This window comes from Lysinibacillus sp. RS10 (genome assembly GCF_041956855.1).
In the GTDB taxonomy this organism is placed as follows: Bacteria; Bacillota; Bacilli; order Bacillales_A; family Planococcaceae; genus Lysinibacillus; species Lysinibacillus xylanilyticus_A.
In genome coordinates, this window is sequence record NZ_CP167122.1 from 1,375,291 (window position 1) to 1,396,741 (window position 21,451).

Annotated in this window: 20 protein-coding genes; 19 read left to right on the forward strand and 1 reads right to left on the reverse strand. The window is 38.6% G+C overall.

Features of this window, described 5'->3' with window-relative positions:
• The first annotated feature begins 61 nt into the window (after nucleotides 1-61).
• From ACB089_RS06940 to ACB089_RS06995, 12 genes are all read left to right on the forward strand, one after another.
• On the forward strand, nucleotides 62-1,408 hold the full coding sequence (locus tag ACB089_RS06940; protein ID WP_374965791.1) for a chorismate-binding protein: 1,347 nt from the start codon (nucleotides 62-64) through the stop codon (nucleotides 1,406-1,408).
• Between the two features lie 2 nt (nucleotides 1,409-1,410).
• Nucleotides 1,411-2,442: an anthranilate phosphoribosyltransferase gene (gene trpD / locus ACB089_RS06945; RefSeq protein ID WP_374965792.1), complete on the forward strand. Its 1,032-nt coding sequence runs from the start codon at nucleotides 1,411-1,413 to the stop codon at nucleotides 2,440-2,442.
• Nucleotides 2,439-3,230, forward strand: coding sequence for an indole-3-glycerol phosphate synthase TrpC (gene trpC / locus ACB089_RS06950; RefSeq protein ID WP_374965793.1), 792 nt, complete (start codon nucleotides 2,439-2,441; stop codon nucleotides 3,228-3,230). Before trpD ends, trpC begins: the two co-directional genes overlap by 4 nt.
• Nucleotides 3,227-3,841 (forward strand): phosphoribosylanthranilate isomerase, encoded by a 615-nt coding sequence (locus ACB089_RS06955; protein WP_374965794.1) that lies wholly within the window; start codon nucleotides 3,227-3,229, stop codon nucleotides 3,839-3,841. The genes trpC and ACB089_RS06955 overlap by 4 nt, the downstream gene beginning before the upstream one ends.
• On the forward strand, nucleotides 3,841-5,049 hold the full coding sequence (gene trpB / locus ACB089_RS06960) for a tryptophan synthase subunit beta (protein WP_374965795.1): 1,209 nt from the start codon (nucleotides 3,841-3,843) through the stop codon (nucleotides 5,047-5,049). Before ACB089_RS06955 ends, trpB begins: the two co-directional genes overlap by 1 nt.
• Entirely contained in the window at nucleotides 5,049-5,840 is a 792-nt protein-coding gene (gene trpA, locus ACB089_RS06965; protein WP_374965796.1) for a tryptophan synthase subunit alpha, read from the forward strand. Before trpB ends, trpA begins: the two co-directional genes overlap by 1 nt.
• Before the next feature lie 535 nt (nucleotides 5,841-6,375).
• The gene (gene ltrA / locus ACB089_RS06970; protein ID WP_374965264.1) at nucleotides 6,376-7,641 is read left to right on the forward strand and encodes a group II intron reverse transcriptase/maturase; all 1,266 of its coding nucleotides are present in this window, start codon (nucleotides 6,376-6,378) and stop codon (nucleotides 7,639-7,641) included.
• A 211-nt stretch (nucleotides 7,642-7,852) separates the two neighbouring features.
• Nucleotides 7,853-10,171 carry a single-stranded-DNA-specific exonuclease RecJ gene (gene recJ / locus ACB089_RS06975; RefSeq protein ID WP_374965797.1) on the forward strand — a complete coding sequence of 773 codons (2,319 nt, stop codon included), beginning with the start codon at nucleotides 7,853-7,855 and terminating at the stop codon, nucleotides 10,169-10,171.
• 33 nt (nucleotides 10,172-10,204) lie between these two features.
• Nucleotides 10,205-10,717 (forward strand): adenine phosphoribosyltransferase, encoded by a 513-nt coding sequence (locus tag ACB089_RS06980; RefSeq protein ID WP_374965798.1) that lies wholly within the window; start codon nucleotides 10,205-10,207, stop codon nucleotides 10,715-10,717.
• 303 nt (nucleotides 10,718-11,020) lie between these two features.
• Nucleotides 11,021-11,113, forward strand: coding sequence for a hypothetical protein (locus ACB089_RS06985; RefSeq protein ID WP_268637443.1), 93 nt, complete (start codon nucleotides 11,021-11,023; stop codon nucleotides 11,111-11,113).
• Between the two features lie 95 nt (nucleotides 11,114-11,208).
• Nucleotides 11,209-11,460: a hypothetical protein gene (locus ACB089_RS06990; RefSeq protein ID WP_374967520.1), complete on the forward strand. Its 252-nt coding sequence runs from the start codon at nucleotides 11,209-11,211 to the stop codon at nucleotides 11,458-11,460.
• A gap of 137 nt (nucleotides 11,461-11,597) precedes the next feature.
• Nucleotides 11,598-11,819: a PhzF family phenazine biosynthesis protein gene (locus tag ACB089_RS06995; RefSeq protein ID WP_374965799.1), complete on the forward strand. Its 222-nt coding sequence runs from the start codon at nucleotides 11,598-11,600 to the stop codon at nucleotides 11,817-11,819.
• Between the two features lie 76 nt (nucleotides 11,820-11,895).
• On the opposite strand, the gene ACB089_RS07000 is transcribed toward ACB089_RS06995, so the two are convergent.
• Nucleotides 11,896-12,342: a MarR family winged helix-turn-helix transcriptional regulator gene (locus ACB089_RS07000; protein ID WP_374965800.1), complete on the reverse strand. Its 447-nt coding sequence runs from the start codon at nucleotides 12,340-12,342 to the stop codon at nucleotides 11,896-11,898.
• A gap of 234 nt (nucleotides 12,343-12,576) precedes the next feature.
• Here ACB089_RS07000 and ACB089_RS07005 point away from each other — a divergent pair, with 234 nt between their 5' ends.
• The 7 genes from ACB089_RS07005 (at nucleotide 12,577) to ACB089_RS07035 (ending at nucleotide 21,368) form a co-directional block, all read left to right on the forward strand.
• Nucleotides 12,577-13,833, forward strand: coding sequence for an MFS transporter (locus ACB089_RS07005; RefSeq protein ID WP_374965801.1), 1,257 nt, complete (start codon nucleotides 12,577-12,579; stop codon nucleotides 13,831-13,833).
• Nucleotides 13,834-14,403: 570 nt separating this feature from the next.
• The gene (locus tag ACB089_RS07010) at nucleotides 14,404-15,495 is read left to right on the forward strand and encodes a carbohydrate kinase (RefSeq protein ID WP_374965802.1); all 1,092 of its coding nucleotides are present in this window, start codon (nucleotides 14,404-14,406) and stop codon (nucleotides 15,493-15,495) included.
• A 4-nt stretch (nucleotides 15,496-15,499) separates the two neighbouring features.
• Nucleotides 15,500-16,414 carry a pseudouridine-5'-phosphate glycosidase gene (locus ACB089_RS07015; protein WP_374965803.1) on the forward strand — a complete coding sequence of 305 codons (915 nt, stop codon included), beginning with the start codon at nucleotides 15,500-15,502 and terminating at the stop codon, nucleotides 16,412-16,414.
• A gap of 209 nt (nucleotides 16,415-16,623) precedes the next feature.
• Nucleotides 16,624-18,819 (forward strand): RelA/SpoT family protein, encoded by a 2,196-nt coding sequence (locus ACB089_RS07020; RefSeq protein ID WP_374965804.1) that lies wholly within the window; start codon nucleotides 16,624-16,626, stop codon nucleotides 18,817-18,819.
• A 103-nt stretch (nucleotides 18,820-18,922) separates the two neighbouring features.
• On the forward strand, nucleotides 18,923-19,363 hold the full coding sequence (gene dtd, locus ACB089_RS07025; RefSeq protein ID WP_368635813.1) for a D-aminoacyl-tRNA deacylase: 441 nt from the start codon (nucleotides 18,923-18,925) through the stop codon (nucleotides 19,361-19,363).
• 73 nt (nucleotides 19,364-19,436) lie between these two features.
• Nucleotides 19,437-19,646, forward strand: a complete 210-nt coding sequence (locus tag ACB089_RS07030; protein ID WP_374965805.1) for a DUF2642 domain-containing protein — start codon at nucleotides 19,437-19,439, stop codon at nucleotides 19,644-19,646.
• A gap of 414 nt (nucleotides 19,647-20,060) precedes the next feature.
• Complete coding sequence (locus ACB089_RS07035) at nucleotides 20,061-21,368, forward strand: MarR family transcriptional regulator (RefSeq protein ID WP_374965806.1); 1,308 nt, start codon at nucleotides 20,061-20,063, stop codon at nucleotides 21,366-21,368.
• Nucleotides 21,369-21,451 lie beyond the last annotated feature (83 nt).

Consider the following 21,451-nt stretch of genomic DNA (forward strand, 5'->3'; position numbering starts at 1 on the left):
GGCTAAGCCTTTAAAAGTCTTACATTCTATTTAGGAATATTAAAGAAGGAGCTTGATAATTATGTTATCGACGAGTTCAAGAACAACAATGAAAACCATTAATGCTGATTCTTTAACGCCGATTTTAATTTTTAGACGCTTACAAGGCAATTACAAATTTTTGTTAGAGAGTTCGGCACAGCATGAGGGAGCAGGACGCTATTCTTTTATCGGTGCGAATCCAAGAAAAACATATAAAGGCTTTGGAGATGAGATTCAGGAATATTCATATAAGACTGGAAAAACGTATACGCATAAAGGCGACCTTTTCGTCTTACTGAAGAGATTAATGCCACGTATATCCAATACGACGCAATTCCCGTTTTCCGGTGGAGCTGTAGGCTTTGTTGGTAAGGGGGCAACGTCGGTATTAACTACTGAACAGGATAAAGTGCAGCTACCAGATGTGCACCTCCATGTGTATGAGACAGTCATTGTATTTGATCATATAACAGACGAAGTTACATTAATTCATACGAATATTGATGCAGAAAAGAAAGAACCAAATTTAGAGGAGTTGGCTGAACAACTGTTAAAGGGCAGAGAGGATGAGGATAAAACATGTAGTTATCGGATGCTCGAAACGACAACGAATGAACAATTTGCGACAACCCTTACATCTATCAAAGCTTCCTTGGATAAAGATATTACAAGGGTCATACTGTCACAGCGTTTGTTAGCGAATTTACAAGGGGACGCTTTCGCTTTCTATCGTCAATTGCGTAAAAAACATCCTGCTCCTTATATGTATTATGTAGAATTTGAGGATCATATTGTTTTGGGAACATCTCCCGAAAGTCTGATTCGAGTACAAGGTGAGCGTGTAATTGCAACACCAACAGAGGGGACATTTCCTAGAAGTTCCATAAAAAGTGAAGATTTAGAACATGAACGAAAGCTATATAACAACACAGATATTAGGAAGTCACATGCTGTACTTGTATCTGCTGTTCAACAGGAGCTTCAGTCCGTGTGCTTCCGAGATTCCATTCAAGTCATTGAGGCGATGAGAATTGAGCGTTCAAAGCATTTATTACACATGACATCGAGAGTCGAGGGTCAAATTTTACCGATGCTTCATGCTTTGGATGTATTAGCTGCGACGTTACCATCCTTTACATCAACAGGGCTTCCAAAAAAATATCGTCAAACCGTTGAGATATTAAGAGGAGCTATCGGTTTTATTGGTTTTAACGGTCATCTTGATTTTGCTTTACTAGGGAAATCCATTGTCTTTGAAAATGAAACGATGCATATGCAATCAACTGTAACGGTAACCAAATACACGAATGTTAAGGAAGTTTTAAAACAAGTAGAAGAGGACGAACAAGGATTTTTACAATTAGTTGAAAAAGCAGGAGGTCACTAGTAATGGAAGATATTCGTCAAAAAGTACAACAGCGAGAGCATTTAATGTATGAGGAAATGCTGCAGGCAGCAAAATGGATCTTCCATGATGATACACCGAAGGAAGAAATCGCAAGCTTTTTAACGGCACTATCAGTGAAAGGTGAGACTGCACATGAAGTAGCGGCATTAGCAACTATAATGCGTTCGTTTGCACTAGATGTACCAGTAAAAGCAGGCGTATATATGGATAATTGCGGTACTGGTGGCGATGGGCTCAATACATTTAATATTAGCACTGCTTCCGCCTTTGTACTAGCAGGGGCTGGTGTCAAAATGGCGAAGCACGGAAATCGTAAAATTTCTTCAGCATCGGGAAGCGCGGATGTTTTAGAAGCACTTGGGATTCATACGAATATTTCCATTGAACAAACTGTTGATCTGTTAGAGAAAGAAGGAATTGCTTTTTTATATGCTCCAAATGTGCATCCGAAATTAAAGAGAATTGGAGAGGTTCGTCGAGCACTAGGCAAGCCAACTATTTTTAATCTCGTCGGTCCACTTACAAATCCAGTGCCTTTATCAACACAATTTACGGGCATTAATCGTCCTAATTTTGTCATGGAATATGCATCCGTCTTACAAATGCTTGGGCGGAAACGTGCAATGGTCGTTTCAGGGCCTCAAGGTTTAGATGAGGCGTCATTAGCAGGTCAAAATACGTTTGTCTTAGTAGATAAGGGAGACTTAATTCCATTTTCATTAACCGCAGAGGATGCAGGTCTTAGTTATGCACCGTTAGAGGCTATTCGAGGAGGCAATGCAGATGAAAATGCTGCTATTATGCGTAAATTATTAGCCGGAGAACAAAGTGCTTACTTTGACACAGTTTTATTGAATGTTGGTATAGGGCTGTTCAGTTATGGAGTTGCTGAAACTGTTAAAGAGGGTGTAGAAATGGCGAAGGATAGTATTTTTAGCGGGCGTGCACGCCGAAAATTAGAGGCAGTCGTTGCTTATAGTGAGAACATTAAAGAAGTGGAGGTCCAACAATGAATATTTTAAATAAAATTCTCAAACAAAAAAAAATCGAAGTTAATGCTTTACTTGAACAGCCCGATCCATTAGCAAATTTTACAGAAAAACCGCGTCCATTACTATTTGAGCTATTGCGAAAAGCTGAAACATTGCAGGTTATTTCTGAAATGAAACGTGCTTCACCTTCAAAGGGGTTAATTGCAGAAGGAGCAGATCCAGTTGCACAAGCAAAAATTTATGCACAAGCAGGGGCAGCGGCAATTTCTATTTTAACTGATAAAGAGTTTTTTAAAGGCTCCTTTGATGACTTGGAAGCAGTTGCAAATGCTGTTCAAACGCCACTTCTTTGTAAGGATTTTATAATTGATCGTGTGCAAATTCGATTTGCTAAGGCATCAGGTGCATCTATTATTTTATTAATTGTAGCTGCGTTAACAGATGAGGCATTACGTGACTTGTTTAGCTATGCAAAAAGCTTAGATTTAGAGGTGTTAGTTGAAGTGCATGACCTTGAGGAGCTTGAACGTGCTATTGCAGTAGGAGCTAAGCTAATTGGCGTCAATAACCGAGATTTACGTACTTTTGAGGTGAGCTTAGAACGGACTCGTGAAATTGCTGAAGCTTTCCCGTTCAAAGAGGAGCGGGTATTAATCAGTGAAAGCGGTATTTGGACACAGGAAGATGCGAAAGCAGTGGCATCTATGGGAGCTAGTGGTGTACTTGTCGGTGAAGCATTAATGCGTAGTGGTGATGTTAGAGCTGCTTTACAAAGTTTACAGGTAAATAAGGTGGGAGCAACTGTATGACAAAGGTAAAGATTTGTGGACTGCAGGAACAACACCATGTGCAAGCAGCTATAAAGGCGGGAGCGGATGCAATTGGTTTTGTCTTTGCTCCTAGTAAGCGTCGAGTGACAATTGAACAGGCTCAGCAATTAGCAAAACATGTGCCAGCAGGGATTTTAAAAATTGGTGTTTTTGTCAATCCAAGCGCAAAAGAATTAAGAACTGCAGTGGAAAGCGTCCCTTTAGATTACGTGCAATATCACGGGGAGGAAACACCAGACTTTATTCATGAACAAGGCTATCCAGCAATCAAAGCATTGTCCGTACGTTGTGCTGAAGATGTTCGGGTAGCTGCTAATTATGATGTGGACTATTACTTATTCGATGCCCCAGGGACGGATTTCAAAGGAGGTAGTGGTCATACGTTTGATTGGACCCTTTTTGAATTGGTAGAGATTCCGCAAGATAAGTTAATGTTAGCTGGTGGTTTAAAGGTTGAGAATATTGGGGAGGCAGTGTCACTTGTGTCGCCATATATGGTAGATGTTTCGAGTGGTGTGGAGACAGACGGTGTAAAAGATATAACAAAAATTAATGCATTTATTCACGCAGTCAAGAAGGGAAGAGCATAATGGCGAATTCAATTGCAAATAGTGTACCTTCGAAGGAAGGTCGTTACGGAAAATTTGGTGGACAATATGTGCCAGAAACATTAATGACAGCTTTGTTAGAACTAGAGACAGCTTATGATGAGGCAATGAAAGATCCAACATTCACGGATGAGCTTACCTATTATTTACAACAATACGTTGGTCGTGAAACACCATTGTACTACGCTGAAAATTTAACAAAAGAGCTTGACGGAGCAAAGATTTATTTAAAGCGTGAAGATTTAAATCACACTGGAGCCCATAAGATAAATAATGCGATTGGTCAAGCGCTTCTTGCAAAACGAATGGGTAAAAAGAAAATTGTGGCTGAAACAGGTGCAGGGCAACACGGGGTAGCAACGGCTACTGCTTGTGCATTACTAAATCTTGAATGTGTCGTCTTTATGGGAGCCGAGGATATAGAGCGCCAACAGTTAAATGTGTTTCGCATGGAATTGCTTGGAACAAAAGTGGAGTCTGTAGAAACAGGTTCAAAAACATTGAAGGATGCAGTCAATGCAGCACTTCGCTACTGGGTAACAAATGTTGAGGACACTCATTATATTTTGGGCTCAGCGTTAGGTCCACATCCGTTCCCAAAAATCGTCAGGGATTTCCAACGTGTAATTGGTGAAGAAACTAGAAAGCAAATTTTAGAAAAGGAAGGACGTTTACCAGATGCAGTCGTGGCCTGTATAGGTGGTGGCAGTAATGCAATCGGTATGTTTCATCCTTTTGTCGACGATGAGACTGTGGCGCTATATGGAGTAGAGGCTGCGGGAAGTGGCATTGAGACAGGAAAGCATGCAGCGGCAATTGCTGGTGGACAGTTAGGAGTCTTACATGGTGCATACATGTATTTATTACAAGATGAAAATGGCTTTGTGCAGGAGGCACATTCTATTTCAGCCGGACTAGATTATCCGGGGAAGGGTCCTGAGCATTGTTATTTACATGATATTGGGCGTGCTAAATTTAATTCGATTACAGATAGTGAAGCACTTGAGGGCTTGCAGTTACTAAGTAGAACAGAAGGTATACTACCTGCGCTAGAAAGTTCTCATGCTATTGCCTATACAGCAAAGCTTGCGCAAACAATGTCTACAGATGACATCATTGTTGTATGTTTATCAGGCCGAGGAGATAAGGATGTTCATACTGTCCGTAAAGCGTTAGGAGGAGATAGATAATGACAACATTACAGCAGGCAATTGAACAAACGACAGTCACTGGTAATAAAGCATTTATACCATACATTATGGCAGGTGATGGGGGGCTGGAGACTTTGAAGCCAACAATCCTGCAGCTGCAGCAAATGGATGTAACGGCGATCGAAGTGGGTATTCCATTCACTGATCCTGTAGCAGACGGTCCGACAATAGAGCAGGCAGGAGAGCGAGCTTTAGCAGCTGGCGTAACTTTACGTAAAGTTTTCGAAACACTTGCTTCATTCAAAGAAGAAATTCATGTTCCATTAGTTGTTATGACTTATTTTAATCCTGTTTTAGCTTATGGGTTAGAAGCATTTGCTGAAGCCTGTGTAGCAGGGGGCGTCAAAGGGTTAATCGTCCCTGATGTACCACTTGAGGAAAGTACCATTTTACGTGAAACATTAAATCCTCATGGTATCGATCTTGTCCAGCTTGTATCGTTAACAAGCCCTCCAGAGCGAATTGCACGTATTGCGGCTGCGAGTCAAGGCTTTGTCTATGCTGTGACAGTAAACGGAATTACAGGGGCTCGCACAAACTTTGCTCATGATTTAAAGGGGCATTTTGCACACTTACGTGAAGTTAGTCACATACCTGTGCTTGCGGGCTTTGGAATATCGACTCCTGAGCAGGTGGTAAGCATGGGGGCACTTGGTGATGGTGTCATCGTTGGCAGTGCAATTGTAACAGCTTTACATGAAGGTAATTTAACGAAGGTTGAGGCATTAGTGTCCGCTTCAAAAGGTGATCTTGGGAAGTCTACTCTTTAATGGAGTAGGCTTTTTTTGGTGTGCCGGGCATGTCCGTCAACTAGGTGATGAAAGTTCACTGTGGGCGTTGGGATATGCGAACCACTAGCCAAGTGCAAGGGTGTCCGTGGTGACACGGAATCTGAAGGAAGCAGGCGGTAAAACCTTGGTCCGAGGTACACGAATCACATTCGAGGTTGTCCTGACTGGACGAGATTGCCAAACAAATCAAAATCCAAAATATCCACGGAAGTCAGGGCAATAAATGTGGCGGATATATGAGGTGAAAGTGGACGGACTTACCCCGGGAGATCTGATGAATACCTGGAAACAGAACCTATTTAGTGATAGATAGCTGAATCATCAGAAGTCAGCAGAAGCCATAGTACCAGTAATGGGAAGGGCTGAACGAAAGGAGTGAACATGGAAGGGCACATTATATGACAGTGAAGACACAGCCAATCGTAAGACTTTTCGCTGCCTTGAAACGCAGAACGTGAATCGCGCAACGAAAAGAGTGGAACTGTTCATATGCATACCTATACCATGAGAACATATGGATACAAATGGACTAATTTATTTAATAACAGACCGAGATAATCTAAATGAAGCTTTTAAGAAGGTACGTAGAAATAAAGGGGCTGCCGGAGTCGATGCGAAAGATATAGAGGCAACACGCCAATACTTAAAAGAAAATAAAGAAAAGATTACTCGCCAAATTCAAACAGGGCAATATACACCGCAACCGGTAAAACGGGTAGAAATTCCGAAAGGAAATGGTGATACGAGAAAATTGGGAATCCCAACTGTAACAGACCGCGTTATTCAACAAGCGGTTGTTCAAATCTTAACACCAATCATCGACCCAATTTTCAGTGACTATAGCTATGGTTTTCGTCCAAATAAAAGTGCCCATCAAGCAATTACACAAGCGCAATCTTATATGGATGAAGGCTACAAATTCGTGGTAGACATGGACCTTGAAAAATTCTTTGACCGTGTCCAACACGATAAACTGATGTCACTAGTTGCGGGATATATTAAGGATAAGCCAACCTTAAAGCTAATCCGTAAGTTTCTCAACGCTGGCACTATGGCAAATGGGGTCGTAGTACATAGCCAAGAAGGCACGCCACAAGGTGGCCCACTGAGTCCACTACTTAGTAATATCCTTCTCCATGAACTAGATAAAGAGCTTGAAAAACGAGGTCACAGATTCGTCCGTTACGCAGATGACTGCAATATCTATGTTAAAAGTCTAAAAGCAGGAGAGCGTGTGAAATTAGGGATGACAACATTTATCGAAAAGAAACTAAAGCTTAAGGTAAATGAGGAGAAATCCGCAGTGGGAAAGCCGAGAGCACGGACATTCTTAGGAGTGAGTTTCTACCGAAACAAGCAACAAACAAGGATTTACGTGCCGAAGAAAAGTAAACAGAAATTGGAAGATAGAATCCGCCATCTCACGAATCGCAATCGAAGCATGCGAATGGATGAAAGAATTAAATGCCTCAACTACCTGATTCAGGGATGGGTTAATTACTTTAAAATCGCGGACATTGGAGAATACGCTAAAAAGATGGATGCCCATATACGCCGAAGATTGAGAGCGTGTCGATGGAAAGAGTGGAAGAAAACCACAACCAAGTATCGCAACCTTAAGAAACTTGGTATCTGCCCGAACGACGCTTACAGAATAGCAAATACCCGAAAGGGATATTGGCGTTCATCCAATAATCCAATCATAAATAGAGCCCTAAATAATAAATACTGGGAGAAACAAAATTTAAAAAGTCTCTCCCAAATCATTTTAAAACCATAAAACTTTCGAACCGCCGTATACGGAACCGTACGTACGGTGGTGTGAGAGGTCGACTAGTCAATTAATGGCTAGTCTCCTACTCGATTATGTCGGTTAGAAAGGTATAGATGACAGATTCAATTGAGAATCGGAAGGAAAAAACTATCAATCTGATGGATAGTGCGGACAGGCTAGATTTTCTGTATAATAGCCTACGTAAGGAAGTGAAAAGATGATCCTATCGAAAAAGAGATGGCAGGTAGAGCGCCCAGACGCTAAGCTTGTCCAAACATTACAAAATGACCTACAACTTTCTGCGATTGCAGCGAAAATTTTAGCAGCACGAGGCTGCGAAACAACAGCTGATGCAGAGAGCTTATTAAATATGACAGAAGTAAGTATTCATGACCCGTTTTTAATGCATGGAATGGCAGAAGCTGTAGCGCGTATTGAGCAAGCTCTTGAAAACGGAGAGAAAATCCTTGTATTTGGCGATTACGACGCGGATGGTGTCTCAAGCACGACAGTAATGCTGAATGTGTTGCTTGATCTCGGCGCCGATGTATCGTTTAAAATACCGAACCGTTTTATTCACGGCTATGGACCGAATGAAGAGCTATTTCGTGAAGCACATGAAGAGGGTGTTCAGCTAATTATAACAGTTGATAATGGTATTTCAGGCATGGAACCGATTCGTGTCGCAAAGGAACTAGGTATGGATGTTATCGTTACAGATCACCATGAACCAGGCGATGAATTACCACCTGCCGATATTATTTTACATCCTCGTATCCCAGAAGGACATTATCCATTTGGCGAGCTTGCAGGCGTTGGTGTAGCCTTTAAGTTAGCACATGCTCTATATGGGGAACTACCAACGCATTTAATTGAATATGTCGCTGTTGGAACAGTAGCGGATTTAGTACCTTTAGTTGATGAAAACCGCTACCTAGTAAAACGAGGAATAGAAGAAATGCGCCGTTCACTTAGCCCTTGGGTACAAGCAATGTGTGAAGTAGCCAGTGCAGAGCAAGCTAAAATCAGTGAAGAAACAATCGGTTTTTACTTTGGACCTCGCTTAAATGCAGTTGGTCGACTTGGAGAAGCGGCACCAGGAGTAGAGCTATTAATGGCTGAGGATAATACTAAGGCAATAGCATTAGCGAAACAGTTGAATACGTGTAATAGCGAACGCAAAGATATTGTAAAGAGTATTACAGATGAGGCGATTGCTCTCATTGAATCAGATAAAAAGGTCGGAGAGTCACTCGTTTTAGTTATTGCTGGAGAAGGCTGGAATGCTGGAGTAGTAGGGATTGTTGCATCTCGTCTTGTAGAGCTTTATTATCGTCCAACAATTGTACTTTCATTAGACCATGAAAAAGGAACAGCCAAAGGCTCAGCTCGTAGTATTGAAGGCTTCCATTTGTATAATGAATTAGCGAAGAATCGCGATATATTACCCCATTTTGGTGGGCATCCTATGGCAGCCGGCATGACCTTATCCCTTGACCATGTGGATGAATTGAGATCCCGTTTAGATACGCAAGCAAGGGCTTGTTTATCAGAAGAGCATTTGACACCTGTACTTAATATTGATATACCACTAAAAATGGATGAAATCTCAGCAGACGCGATTGAAGAGATTTCTACACTTGGTCCATTTGGTACAGATTTTCCGAAGCCTGTTTATGTCCTTGAAGATGTAGAAATCGCCTCCATGCGTAAAATTGGAGCAGCTGAAAATCATATTAAAATGGAACTAACTGATGGCTATGAAAAATTAGATAGTGTCGGTTTTAATAAGGGCCATCTACACGACGAGCTAACATTTGGAATAAAAGTGTCATTCACAGGGGATTTACAAATTAATGAATGGCAGGGACGTAAAAAGGCACAATTTATGATAGAAGATGTTCAAACGACAGAGTGGCAATTATTTGACATTCGTGGTATACGTCAAACATCACGCTGGTTAAATACTGTATCAAAGGAAGAGGCAACGTTTATCGCCTTTCGTCCAGAAACGATTACCTATTATCAGTCACTTATTGGTGTACCGATTCTAGCAGTGGATTCTACGCTTTCAAATGTAAATCCAAGCCAGTATATCGTACTATTAGATTTGCCACAAAATGTTCGAATGTTAGAAAATGTATTACAGAAAACAACACCTTCCCGTATCTATGCACACTTTTACATGCCGGATTCACAGTATTTCAATGGGTTGCCTACGCGTGAGCAATTCTCTTGGTACTATAAGTTTCTAAAAAATCGACCTGCTTTTCCAATAAATATGCATTTGGCTGATTTAGCGAAGCATACAGGTTGGCCATTAGACGCATTAAAATTTATGACACAGGTGTTTTTTGAGCTTGATTTTGTTAAAATGGAGGGTGGGCTGACGACTGTCAACGTGAATGCCCCAAAACAAGCACTCACAGAGGCACCGTCTTACAAACAGCGTTCAGAACAGATTGAAATGGAGCAGAAGCTAGTATATGCCCCTTATATAGAATTAAAACAATGGTTTGATGAACGATTAAATTAATATACGAATAAGTTTCGTAGGAGGAACAATAACATGGATTTAAAGCAATACGTAACAACGGTTGAAAACTGGCCGAAAGAGGGCATTAGCTTCAAAGATATTACAACAATTATGGATAACGGTCCTGCATACAAATATGCAACAGATCAAATCGTAAGTTACGCAAAAGAATTAGGTGCAGAAATTGTGGTAGGTCCTGAGGCTCGTGGCTTCATTATCGGATGTCCAGTTGCCTATGCACTTGAAATTGGTTTTGCGCCTGTTCGTAAGCCAGGAAAATTACCACGTGAAGTAATAAGTGCTGACTACGGTCTTGAGTACGGTAAAGATACGCTAACAATGCACAAAGATGCGATTAAACCAGGTCAAAAAGTATTAATCTGTGATGATTTACTTGCGACAGGTGGTACAGTTGAAGCGACTGTACGTTTAATTGAAGAATTAGGTGGTCAAGTTGTTGGCTGTGCATTCCTTATCGAGTTAAAAGAGCTAAACGGACGTACAAAACTTGGCGACATTAACATAAAAACACTTATTGAATATTAATAACTATTGGATACTTGCTAAACGAACTAGTTGATTGTAGTGGAGATTGAACACCTCTCAGGAAAGTGCTCAGATGGAACAGAAATCTACCCTTCGTTTTCAGGAGAGCCATAATTTATTTAATATGGCACCTTAAAGTCATCGGCATATAGTACTTCAATAATATGAAAAGCGTCACATTTTTGTGGCGTTTTTTTATTTACATATAGATTAATCGATATAGTAAGGTATTAGTAACAATTTAAATTCTAAAGTAAGGGAGAGTTAGCATTGTAATATTATGTAATTGATGCTTTTACAGAGATAAAATTTGGCGGTAATACAGCAGGTGTAGTAATCCATGAAAATTTAGATGAAGTGTTTATGCAGAAATTTGCTGCAGAAGTGCGTTTTTAAGAAACCGCATTGATTAAAAAAATAGACAGATGAAAATTTTGACATAAAGTTTTTCTACACCGACTGCACAGGTTGAACTTTGTGGACATGCTACTATTGCATCTTTTAAGGCATTATTAGACAGTTGTGCGATTGAAGATAATAATACATATTTTATAAACACACTCGCCGGCACACTTACTGTTGAAGTGAATCAATCATTTATTATGATGGAGCAAGCTAAACCTCAGTTAGGAAAAATATTCGATGATTATGATAGTTTGTCTAACCTTTTCAAAATTGATAAAAGTCAAATAGGAGATATAAATGTCAATTTAGTTTCTCAAGCTACGAGTACAGGTCTTTGAGATATAATGCTTCCAATAAAAACAAAAGATGATTTATATACTTTAAATCCTGATTTTAAAGCACTAGCTGAATATACAAAGATCAATAAAGTGGGGGCGTGCATGCATTTACGCTCGACACAAAAGAAGGGATAGCAGTGCGTAGAAACTTTTGTCCGCTCTACGGTATTGATGAGGAAGCTGCAACAGGTACTTCAAATGGGGCGTTAACTTATTATCTTTTTCATAACCACATACTAAATAAATTCGATCAAGAGTACTCGTTTCTTCAAGGGCATAGTATGGGTAGACCTTCTAACATCATTACAAAATTAATAAATAAAAATAATCCAAGAGTTATGGTAGGAGGGCAAGCATAATAGTTCGACAACAACACGAAGAATCCATTTTGATCAATCATTTTCAAAATGGATTCTTTTGTTTAGGTCTATTTATTTATTCTTCATCATAAGATTGAATTATTTTTTGCATAGTTTTCAATGTTTCATAAAAATCATTGTATTTTTCTAAGCCAATATCATTGATAATTCTTTCTTGAATATCTTGCCAAATTGGAGCAGCCTCTTTTAATTTTTCAGCCCCTTTATCAGTTAGTGTAATGACCTTTGTTCGAGCATCTTGCGGATCTCTATTTAAATCCACATAGCCATTTTGCTTTAACAAGTTAATATTGCGTGTAATGGTTGTTTGATCGAGCAGCAAAATTTCTCCTAGTCGACTTATGGAAACTGATTGTTGATGATCGATATGTGCTAACATTGAGTATTGTGTAACTTTTAAGTCAGTGGGCTGTAGTAATTTATCATACAATTGTGTCACGACTCGTGTTTTTTTACGAAGGTTTGCACATACACATATTTGTGTGTAATCTATATTCTTCATTGCTCCGTACTCCTTTTTGAGTTGGTTCAATATTATAGTAGCCTTATTGATTTATTTTGTTAAGGTGGAAAATGTTTCTTGACAGTAATAAAAGCGATTACTAAGATTATATATGTATATACATGTTTTTAAAAGGGATTTACCCCAGTGATGCATGCATATACATATATCGAGCTGTAATCTTTTTCATTAAAGAGTATTTTAAAAAATCAATTAAGAAATGAAGGTGTTCAGATGAAGCGTATTCATTATAGCTGGTTTATTTTAGTCGTAACCTTTTTCTCAATTATTGTTGCAGGGATTACAATGTCATCATCAGGGGTATTTATAGACTCCTTTGAAAAAGAATTTAATTGGGATCGATCTTTAATAGCTTTAGCTTTTGCAGTGAGTCTATTTTTATATGGTTTTTCAGGTCCATTTATGGCGGCATTACTAGAAGTAGTCGGTTTAAAGAAAATGATGCTTGGAGCGATTGCTACATTATTCATAGGCATGTTGCTTACGCTTTTTATGACACAATCATGGCAATTAATCATTATATGGGGCTGTATTATTGGCTTAGGAGCAAGTCTCTTTTTAACGGTTTTAAGTCCTTATGTAGCCAATCATTGGTTTGTGAAAAGTAGAGGGTTGGCAGTAGGGATTTTAACTGCAAGTACTGCAACAGGGCAGTTAATTCTCCTTCCTATATTGGCAATTATTATTGAGCATTATTCTTGGCGATGGGCGATTGGATTAATTCTCATTTTAAGTATGGTTATGTTCATCACTATTTCTATATTTATTAAAAATAAACCGCAGGATATTGGAATTCTTCCTTATGGAATGGAAGAAAATCTAGAAATGCAACAGGAGAATCATAAGAAAAATCCGATTAGTATTGCGTTTAATGGTTTATTTGAAGCTATAAAGAAGAAAGAGTTTTGGTTATTAGCTGGAAGTTTTTTCATTTGTGGACTTTCAACTAGTGGGTTAATTGGTACTCATTTTGTTTCTTATTGTATTAGCTTTGGTATCCCTTTAGTAACCGCTGCATCCTTTCTTTCTTTTATGGGAGTATTTAATCTCGTAGGCACTACTTTATCAGGGTGGCTGTCTGACCGTTTTGATAATCGATGGTTATTGTTTTGGTATTACCTTTTAAGAGGAACGTCTCTGCTTATACTCCCGTATGCATTAATGCAAGGGTCGCTCACTTTACTGACAATCTTTACAATTTTTTATGGATTAGATTGGATTGCAACAGTGCCTCCAACGATAAGTATTTCTAGACAAATTTTTGGAACAAATAAAAGTGGCATTATTTATGGGTGGATTTTTGCATCACATCAAGCAGGGGCAGCAGTTACAGCTTATGGTGGAGGCCTTATCTATAAGTTTTTCAATTCATATACTTGGGCCTTTTTCCTTGCAGGGGTGTTCTGTGCATTGGCAAGTTTATTTGTTATCATCGTGAAAAAACAAACACCTCATCATGCCAATACTTGAAAATAGGCTACTCGATTTTCCTTTGGGCGCAATTCTAGCTTTCGTCGGTTCTCGAAATTTTATTAGCGATCGGTATTTAGCAGCATCGAGCCGCCGTTCCTCCGATTTGTTTTGATTGTCGCTTCACTTTCGCACAAAAAACATTTGTTGCTGGAGTTTCATTTTATCAAGATAAATTAGAGTGACATGCCAGAAAATGCATACTAAGTGAAATGGTTGATTGGAGTGGAGGCTGGGCGACTCCTTGGGGAATAGCGATAGAGGAACGAAGGCTAAAACCATCACGTCCTGTGATAACGCCTTCGTGACCAACATCCTGTTGCCCCGAGACCCTGCAGCGAAGCGAAGCGGCTCATCGGACGCCCCCAGGAAAGCGCCCAGCCGGAACGGAAATCAACCCCACGTTATGCCGAAAAGCCATACTTTTTTAATAAGACATCAAATTTCATTGAAGTAATAGTTGAAGTTGAAGCCCATAACATATCGGCTTCAACTTTTTTGTATAAAAAATTTTTGACATCGCTCAAACAAAAGTTTATAATATAAACAAATATAATAAAAGGTGATGCTATGAATGAAAGAGAACAGGCGGTCCTTGCATTAATTCGCCAGAATCCGTTTATGTCTCAGCAAGAGATGGCAGATAAGATGAATTTATCTCGTCCAGTCCTTGCTAATTTAGTGTCGAGCTTAACGAAGCAGGGAAAAATTGTCGGTCGTGCGTATATTTTACCTGAAGAAAATGAAATTGTTTGTATCGGTGGAGCCAATCTTGATCGAAAATTTCATGTAAAGGGGAACGTACAGTTCGGTACATCCAATCCTGCTAGCTCTTCATTTAGTGTAGGTGGTGTTGGTCGAAACATTGCTGAAAACTTAGGCAGATTAAATCATCAGGTTACATTACTGACTACTGCCGGCAAAGATGCGGATTGGCAAGTGATCCAAGAAGCTTCAGAGCCATTTATGAATTTACGTTATGTGGAGCAGCTCCCTGATGCTTCGACTGGTTCCTATACTGCGATTATGGATGAGCAGGGCGAACTAGCATTAGCGGTGGCAAACATGGAAGTATATGAACTACTGTTGCCAAGTTTGCTAAAAAAACATGAGGCCATGCTGATGAATGCAGGCTGCTTTATTATGGATTTAAACTGTCCAAAGGAAACAGTAGCTTACATTCAGCAGGTGTCGATTGCCCGCGAAATTCCGTTTGTCATCGTACCTGTGTCTTCGCCAAAAATGAATCGACTGCCAGATACGTTGCAAGGTGTAACGTGGTTTATTTGTAACACAGATGAAGCAGAGACAATTATCGGTCATGCAATTGAAGGCTCTGCACATTATGAAAAAGCTTTACAGCAACTTCTTAAATTAGGTGCTGAGCATGTAATTATTACAGCTGGTAGCAATGGGGTGTATGCAGCTTCTACTACAACGAAGCCAAGTCATTTCTCAGCTAAGGCTATAGAAAAAATTGAAGATGTAACAGGTGCAGGGGACGCCTTTGTCAGTGCTGTGATCCATAGCTGGCTTACTGGGCAATCCTTTGCAACATGTATTGATGCAGGCTTAACGAATGCCAAAAATACGCTTGCATCTCCCTATACAGTAAGACCTGAGCTATCAGTTGATTTGTTAAAAAGTGAAATGGAGGAATAACAATATGAAAGAATTCATCGTATTATCAGAAGAAGTAAAAGCAGGACAAGCACAAGGTTTACCAATCGTAGCATTAGAATCAACAATTATTTCTCACGGAATGCCATATCCACAAAATGTACAAACAGCACGTGAAGTGGAACAAATTATTCGTGATAATGGTGCTGTACCAGCAACTATTGCATTAATCGACGGTAAAATTAAAATTGGTTTATCAGATGAAGAACTTGAAATGTTTGGTAATGCACAAGGTGTAGCTAAAACATCTCGTCGTGACCTAGGGTATTTATTAGCAACAAAAAAATTAGGTGCGACAACAGTAGCAGCAACAATGATTTGTGCGGAGCTAGCTGGCATTGAAATTTTCGTAACAGGCGGTATCGGTGGTGTACACCGTGGTGCTGAAACAACAATGGATATTTCGGCAGACTTAGAAGAATTAGCACAAACAAATGTAGCTGTAATTTGTGCAGGGGCGAAGTCTATTTTAGATATCGGCTTAACACTAGAATATCTTGAAACAAAAGGTGTACCAGTCGTTGGATTTGGAACAGATGAACTACCAGCGTTCTATACACGTCAAAGCGGTTTTGATGTAAACTTCAAGATTGATACACCAGAGGAAGTTGCAGAAATGCTACGTGCAAAATGGCAATTAGGCTTAAAAGGTGGAGCTGTGATTGCTAATCCAATTCCTGAGGCTGAAGCACTTGAGCATTCATTCATTACAGAAATCATTGAAAAAGCTCTAGTTGAAGCGGAAGAAAACGGTATTCAAGGTAAAAACGTGACACCATTCTTACTTGGAAAAGTGAAAGAATTAACAGAAGGTAAAAGCCTTGATGCCAATATTGCATTAGTGAAAAATAATGCAGTAGTTGGTGCAAAAATTGCTGTAGCGTATAATAAATTAGGCTAAACAATTATATGAGAAGAGAGACTCTTTGCGAAATATTAAATTCGCAGAGGGTCTTTTTATTCATTTCGTATTATGTTTTTTCCATTTTTCACATTGTTCACGAGATTAACTAAACAAAATGACACAGTTACTTTACAATAGCCCATAATATTTTATACAATTGAATTTATATCTAATCTGAAAAATTTGACGAACAAGGTGGACATGTTATGGCGAAAGAGCAAATTTTGACTCCTGAGGACGTTTTTGAGTTAGTCAAATCCTACATGAATGATGAAAATGTCGCATTCGTGAAAAAAGCATATGAATTAGCAAGGGATGCCCATATTGAGCAATTCCGAAGCTCAGGTGAACCGTATATTATTCACCCAGTGCAAGTAGCTGGTATTTTAGCTGAATTACAAATGGATCCAGAAACAGTTGCGGCTGGTTTTTTACATGATGTTGTCGAGGATACGGATTTTACGCGCGACGATTTGGTTCGTGAATTCGGCGAAGAGGTAGCAATGCTTGTAGACGGTGTAACAAAGCTTGGAAAAATTAAATATTTATCGAAAGAAGCGCAACAAGCAGAAAATCATCGGAAAATGTTTGTAGCTATGGCGCAGGATATTCGTGTCATTTTGATTAAACTGGCAGACCGTCTACATAACATGCGCACGTTAAAACATTTGCCTGCAGAAAAACAACGCCGTATTTCTAAAGAGACGCTTGAAATTTTTGCACCACTTGCGCATCGTTTAGGGATTTCGACTGTTAAATGGGAGCTTGAGGATACAGCACTTCGTTATTTAAATCCACAGCAATATTATCGCATTGTCAGTCTTATGAAGAAAAAACGTGATGAGCGTGAAGCGTATCTAGACAATGTTATGACTGAGATGAAGTCACAGCTTACAGATGTTGAAATTGGCGCCGATGTATATGGTCGTCCGAAACATATTTACAGTATATATCGTAAAATGGTGTTACAAAAAAAACAATTCAACGAAATTTATGACTTATTAGCCATTCGTGTACTTGTCGATAGTATTAAAGATTGCTATGCCGTACTTGGAATCGTTCATACTTTATGGAAGCCGATGCCTGGACGTTTTAAAGATTATATTGCGATGCCTAAACAAAACCTATATCAATCACTGCATACAACAGTCATTGGTCCTTATGGTGATCCATTAGAAGTACAAATTCGTACGAAGGATATGCATAAAATTGCCGAGTACGGGATTGCTGCACATTGGGCATATAAGGAAGGTAAAAAAATAGATAATGAAAAACAAAATGTCGACCAAAAATTGACGTGGTTCCGAGAAATTTTAGAATTCCAAAATGAGTCTTCTAATGCTGAGGAGTTTATGGAATCGTTAAAATTTGATTTATTCTCTGATATGGTCTATGTATTCACGCCTGAAGGAGATGTTATTGAATTACCAGCGGGCTCTGTACCTATCGACTTTGCATACCGTGTGCACTCAGAAGTTGGAAATCGTACAATTGGCGCGAAAATTAATGGTAAAATGGTACCGCTTGATACACCATTGAAAACGGGAGATATCATTGAGATTTTAACTTCTAAGCAATCGTTTGGTCCGAGTCGAGATTGGCTAAAAATAGCCCAATCCTCACAGGCGAAAAATAAAATAAAGCAGTTTTTCAAACGCCATCTTCGAGAGGAAAATATCATCAAAGGAAAAGAGATGATAGAGAAGGAAATCCGTGCACAAGGTTTTGACATAAAAGAAACAATGTCAGCGGAAAATCTAAAGCGCGTTTGTGAAAAATTTAACTATACAAATGAAGAAGATTTATATGCTGCTGTTGGTGTGAATGGTATTACAGCACAGCAAGTGGTTAATCGTCTAGCGGAAAAACGACGCAAAGAGCGTGAACAGGAAGAGGCGCTCGAGAAAATTGAGCAAAAAATGAAAAACCCTATTCCACAAAAACGTACGGAATCGGGTGTTATCGTAAAAGATATCGACAATATGCTTATTCGACTTTCGCGTTGCTGTACGCCAGTTCCAGGAGATGATATTGTAGGTTTCATTACGAAAGGTAGAGGTGTTTCAGTGCACCGTGCAGACTGCCCTAATATTCAAGTTGATGATGAGCAGGAGCGCTTGATAGAAGTTGAATGGGAACGCGGACTTACGCCTGAGAAAAAAGAATACCCTGTTGATATTGAAGTTTCAGCCTTCGATAGACCAGGCATTTTAAATGAAATTATGCAAATTGTAAGCGAAACGAAAACGAATATTTTAGCAGTGAGTGGTCGTGTTGATCGAGATAAAATGGCAACGATCCATTTAACGATTTCGATTTCAAATATTTCTCATTTGCATAAAGTAGTGGAACGTATTAAACAAACACCTGATATATATTCAGTGCAACGTGTGATTAACTAATTGATTGCACTGCTGAATATATATCGTGGGGTAGTAGTAACTTTGTAATGTACCGAAAATGAATCTTCTGGCGCATGCAATGACAGAATTGAGGTTTTAAAAAATGAAAGTAGTTTTACAACGTAGTAAAGCAGCCTCTGTTACTGTTGACGGGAAAGTAACAGGAGCTATTGATAGTGGCTATGTTCTTCTTGTTGGTATTACACATGAGGACACGCAAGAGGATGTTGAATATTTAGCAAAAAAAGTAGCTAATCTCCGCCTTTGGGAAGATGCCGATAAGAAAATGAATCATTCCATTTTAGAGCATGGAGGGGCTATTCTATCCGTCTCACAATTTACATTGTATGGAGATGCAAAAAAGGGGAATCGTCCAAGTTTTACAAGTGCAGCAAGACCAGAAATTGCGGAGCCGTTATGGGAGGCTTTTAATAATGCCTTACGTGAATTTGGTTTACGCGTGGAGACTGGTATATTTGGTGCGATGATGGATGTTGCACTAACAAATGATGGTCCGATTACAATACTTCTTGAGTCAAAATAGTGGTACATTTCCTATCATTCCTGCATACACTATTAAGTATGGTTAGTTTTTGTAGGAAGGAAGTGTCTTATAAATGACGCAGGTGGGAAGCATATCGAATCCATATTTATACGAAACTCTTAACATGATGATTGGTCAGGCAATTGTAGTGCAAACGGAGAAAAATAATCAGCAAGGTAAATTAGTCTCTGTATTACCTGACCATATTGTTGTAGAGGTTAGCCGTGCACCTTTCTTCATTCGTACGGACGAAATTGAATGGGTTACATTGGCAACAAGTTAAAAATAAGCGGAATCAGCATCTCCTTATTCATGTCATGTGAATAGGAGGTGCTTTTTTGTTTCAGCGTGTAAAAAAAGAAATTTTGTTAGAGAATGTATTGAACTAGGGGAAATAAAAAAATTGCGAAGGGTTTAATACAAAAAATGTATAATAAACCAGGTGTGTTGATTAGGAAAAATAGGTTTATTATTGAGTGGCAAAAGGATTTTTTTGTTGCTACTTTGCAAATATATTCCCATTTTTAAATGATTGTAGCCTGTAGCGGAAATTAGAGCCTTTAAATTAATTGAGATGGATAAAAATAGTTAATCAACACGCCTGATAATAAACTAAATTATTTGAACATTGGGCCTTTCATATGTAACATACATAGAAAGACCTATTATGTAGTTAAAATATAAGCGAGGGAAAAAAATGCAAACAGTAGCTATTATCGGTTCTTTGTTTTTTTGGAATAATATTAAAGTGAATTTTATAGAGTTTCCACAAGTACAATTTATCCATTTTCCTTACACTGCTCCTAAGCAAAGTATGGATTTAATAGATGAGGCGGCATCGCAATCAGACATTCTTTTGTTTGCTGGGTCGATTCCGTATTATTATTGTTTCGAAAAAATACAAGCACAGCAAATTCAAGCAGCGTATTTGCCTTTTGATGAATTAATGTTATCGCTGTCATTACTGTCTATTACACACAATCAAAATATCGAACTATCTAAAGTTTCAATTGATTTACCAAAAGAAGATAGCTTTTATCAAGTTATGAAGGAAGCGGGAATTCAGTGTGCTTCCATTCATTTAAAAGATTATTCATGGGTGTACGAACAACAGCGAAAAATAGATGACTTCCAAATAGATGAGTATATTAGCTTTCACAAGGATTTATATGAGGCAGGAGAAACAAGGTTAGCCCTTACTAGTTTACATGCTGTTTTTGTTGCTCTAAAACAATTAGGAATTCCTTCAAGCTACATGGTTGAAAGTAAACATACATTTGTTACAACGTTATCTAAAGCAATTGATGCTTATAAATATTCATTATTGTCCGCATCGCAAATAACTGTAGTATCCATTCGTAGTAGAGAAAATAATATTGTAAACAACCATTTATTTTTAGAAAATATAGAGGAGATTTGTAAAACTTTCAATGCAAGGGTTTCACAATCACAAAGCGAGCCATATATAATTTATGCTACACGTGGAGTGATGAATAAAACAAATATTGCCCATTTCAACTCCTTATTACAACAATTAGAAAAGCGATTTGAAACATTTTTTAATATTGGAATAGGAATTGGCTATTCGTTACAAGAGGCTGAGATGCATTCATCACAAGCTTTATTTTTCACGAATAAATATAATTTTCAAGAATCAACTTTATGCCTTATAGATGAAGAAAGTCGTTTACACGGTCCAATATTTGAAAACGACAAAAATATACCACTATTTAATAATGATAAGCAGATTTTAGAGATTGCTGAAGAAATAAAAATGAGTGCAAAAAATTTAAAACTCATCAAGCAGTTTATTGTAATGCACAATAACCGAGCTTTTTCAGCAGCTGAATTAGCTGATTATATGGACCTTTCTCGTAGATCTGCAGAAAGAATCATTAATCGATTAATAGATCATCATTTTTTAATACTGTCAGGTGAGGAGCAACCTTACAATCAGGGGAGACCCAGAAAGGTATATAAGGCAACAACTCAATTTAATATCTAAATTAATAGAAAATTAGCACTTTACAATAAATTTGAAGTGTTGTATATTTAATTTCAATTAGCGACATATAGCGACAACATTAA

Bases quoted from the DNA above. Each gene is read 5' to 3' on its own strand.
- ACB089_RS06940 (WP_374965791.1), top strand. From the start codon at position 62: ATGTTATCGACGAGTTCAAGAACAACAATGAAAACCATTAATGCTGAT.
- ACB089_RS07030 (WP_374965805.1), top strand. From the start codon at position 19,437: ATGACGCAGGTGGGAAGCATATCGAATCCATATTTATACGAAACTCTT.
- ACB089_RS07000 (WP_374965800.1), bottom strand. From the start codon at position 12,342: ATGAAGAATATAGATTACACACAAATATGTGTATGTGCAAACCTTCGT.
- ACB089_RS07015 (WP_374965803.1), top strand. From the start codon at position 15,500: ATGAAAGAATTCATCGTATTATCAGAAGAAGTAAAAGCAGGACAAGCA.
- trpC (WP_374965793.1), top strand. From the start codon at position 2,439: ATGAATATTTTAAATAAAATTCTCAAACAAAAAAAAATCGAAGTTAAT.
- ACB089_RS07020 (WP_374965804.1), top strand. From the start codon at position 16,624: ATGGCGAAAGAGCAAATTTTGACTCCTGAGGACGTTTTTGAGTTAGTC.
- ACB089_RS07010 (WP_374965802.1), top strand. From the start codon at position 14,404: ATGAATGAAAGAGAACAGGCGGTCCTTGCATTAATTCGCCAGAATCCG.
- ACB089_RS06955 (WP_374965794.1), top strand. From the start codon at position 3,227: ATGACAAAGGTAAAGATTTGTGGACTGCAGGAACAACACCATGTGCAA.
- dtd (WP_368635813.1), top strand. From the start codon at position 18,923: ATGAAAGTAGTTTTACAACGTAGTAAAGCAGCCTCTGTTACTGTTGAC.
- recJ (WP_374965797.1), top strand. From the start codon at position 7,853: ATGATCCTATCGAAAAAGAGATGGCAGGTAGAGCGCCCAGACGCTAAG.
- trpB (WP_374965795.1), top strand. From the start codon at position 3,841: ATGGCGAATTCAATTGCAAATAGTGTACCTTCGAAGGAAGGTCGTTAC.
- ACB089_RS06980 (WP_374965798.1), top strand. From the start codon at position 10,205: ATGGATTTAAAGCAATACGTAACAACGGTTGAAAACTGGCCGAAAGAG.
- trpD (WP_374965792.1), top strand. From the start codon at position 1,411: ATGGAAGATATTCGTCAAAAAGTACAACAGCGAGAGCATTTAATGTAT.
- ltrA (WP_374965264.1), top strand. From the start codon at position 6,376: ATGGATACAAATGGACTAATTTATTTAATAACAGACCGAGATAATCTA.
- ACB089_RS07005 (WP_374965801.1), top strand. From the start codon at position 12,577: ATGAAGCGTATTCATTATAGCTGGTTTATTTTAGTCGTAACCTTTTTC.
- ACB089_RS07035 (WP_374965806.1), top strand. From the start codon at position 20,061: ATGCAAACAGTAGCTATTATCGGTTCTTTGTTTTTTTGGAATAATATT.
- trpA (WP_374965796.1), top strand. From the start codon at position 5,049: ATGACAACATTACAGCAGGCAATTGAACAAACGACAGTCACTGGTAAT.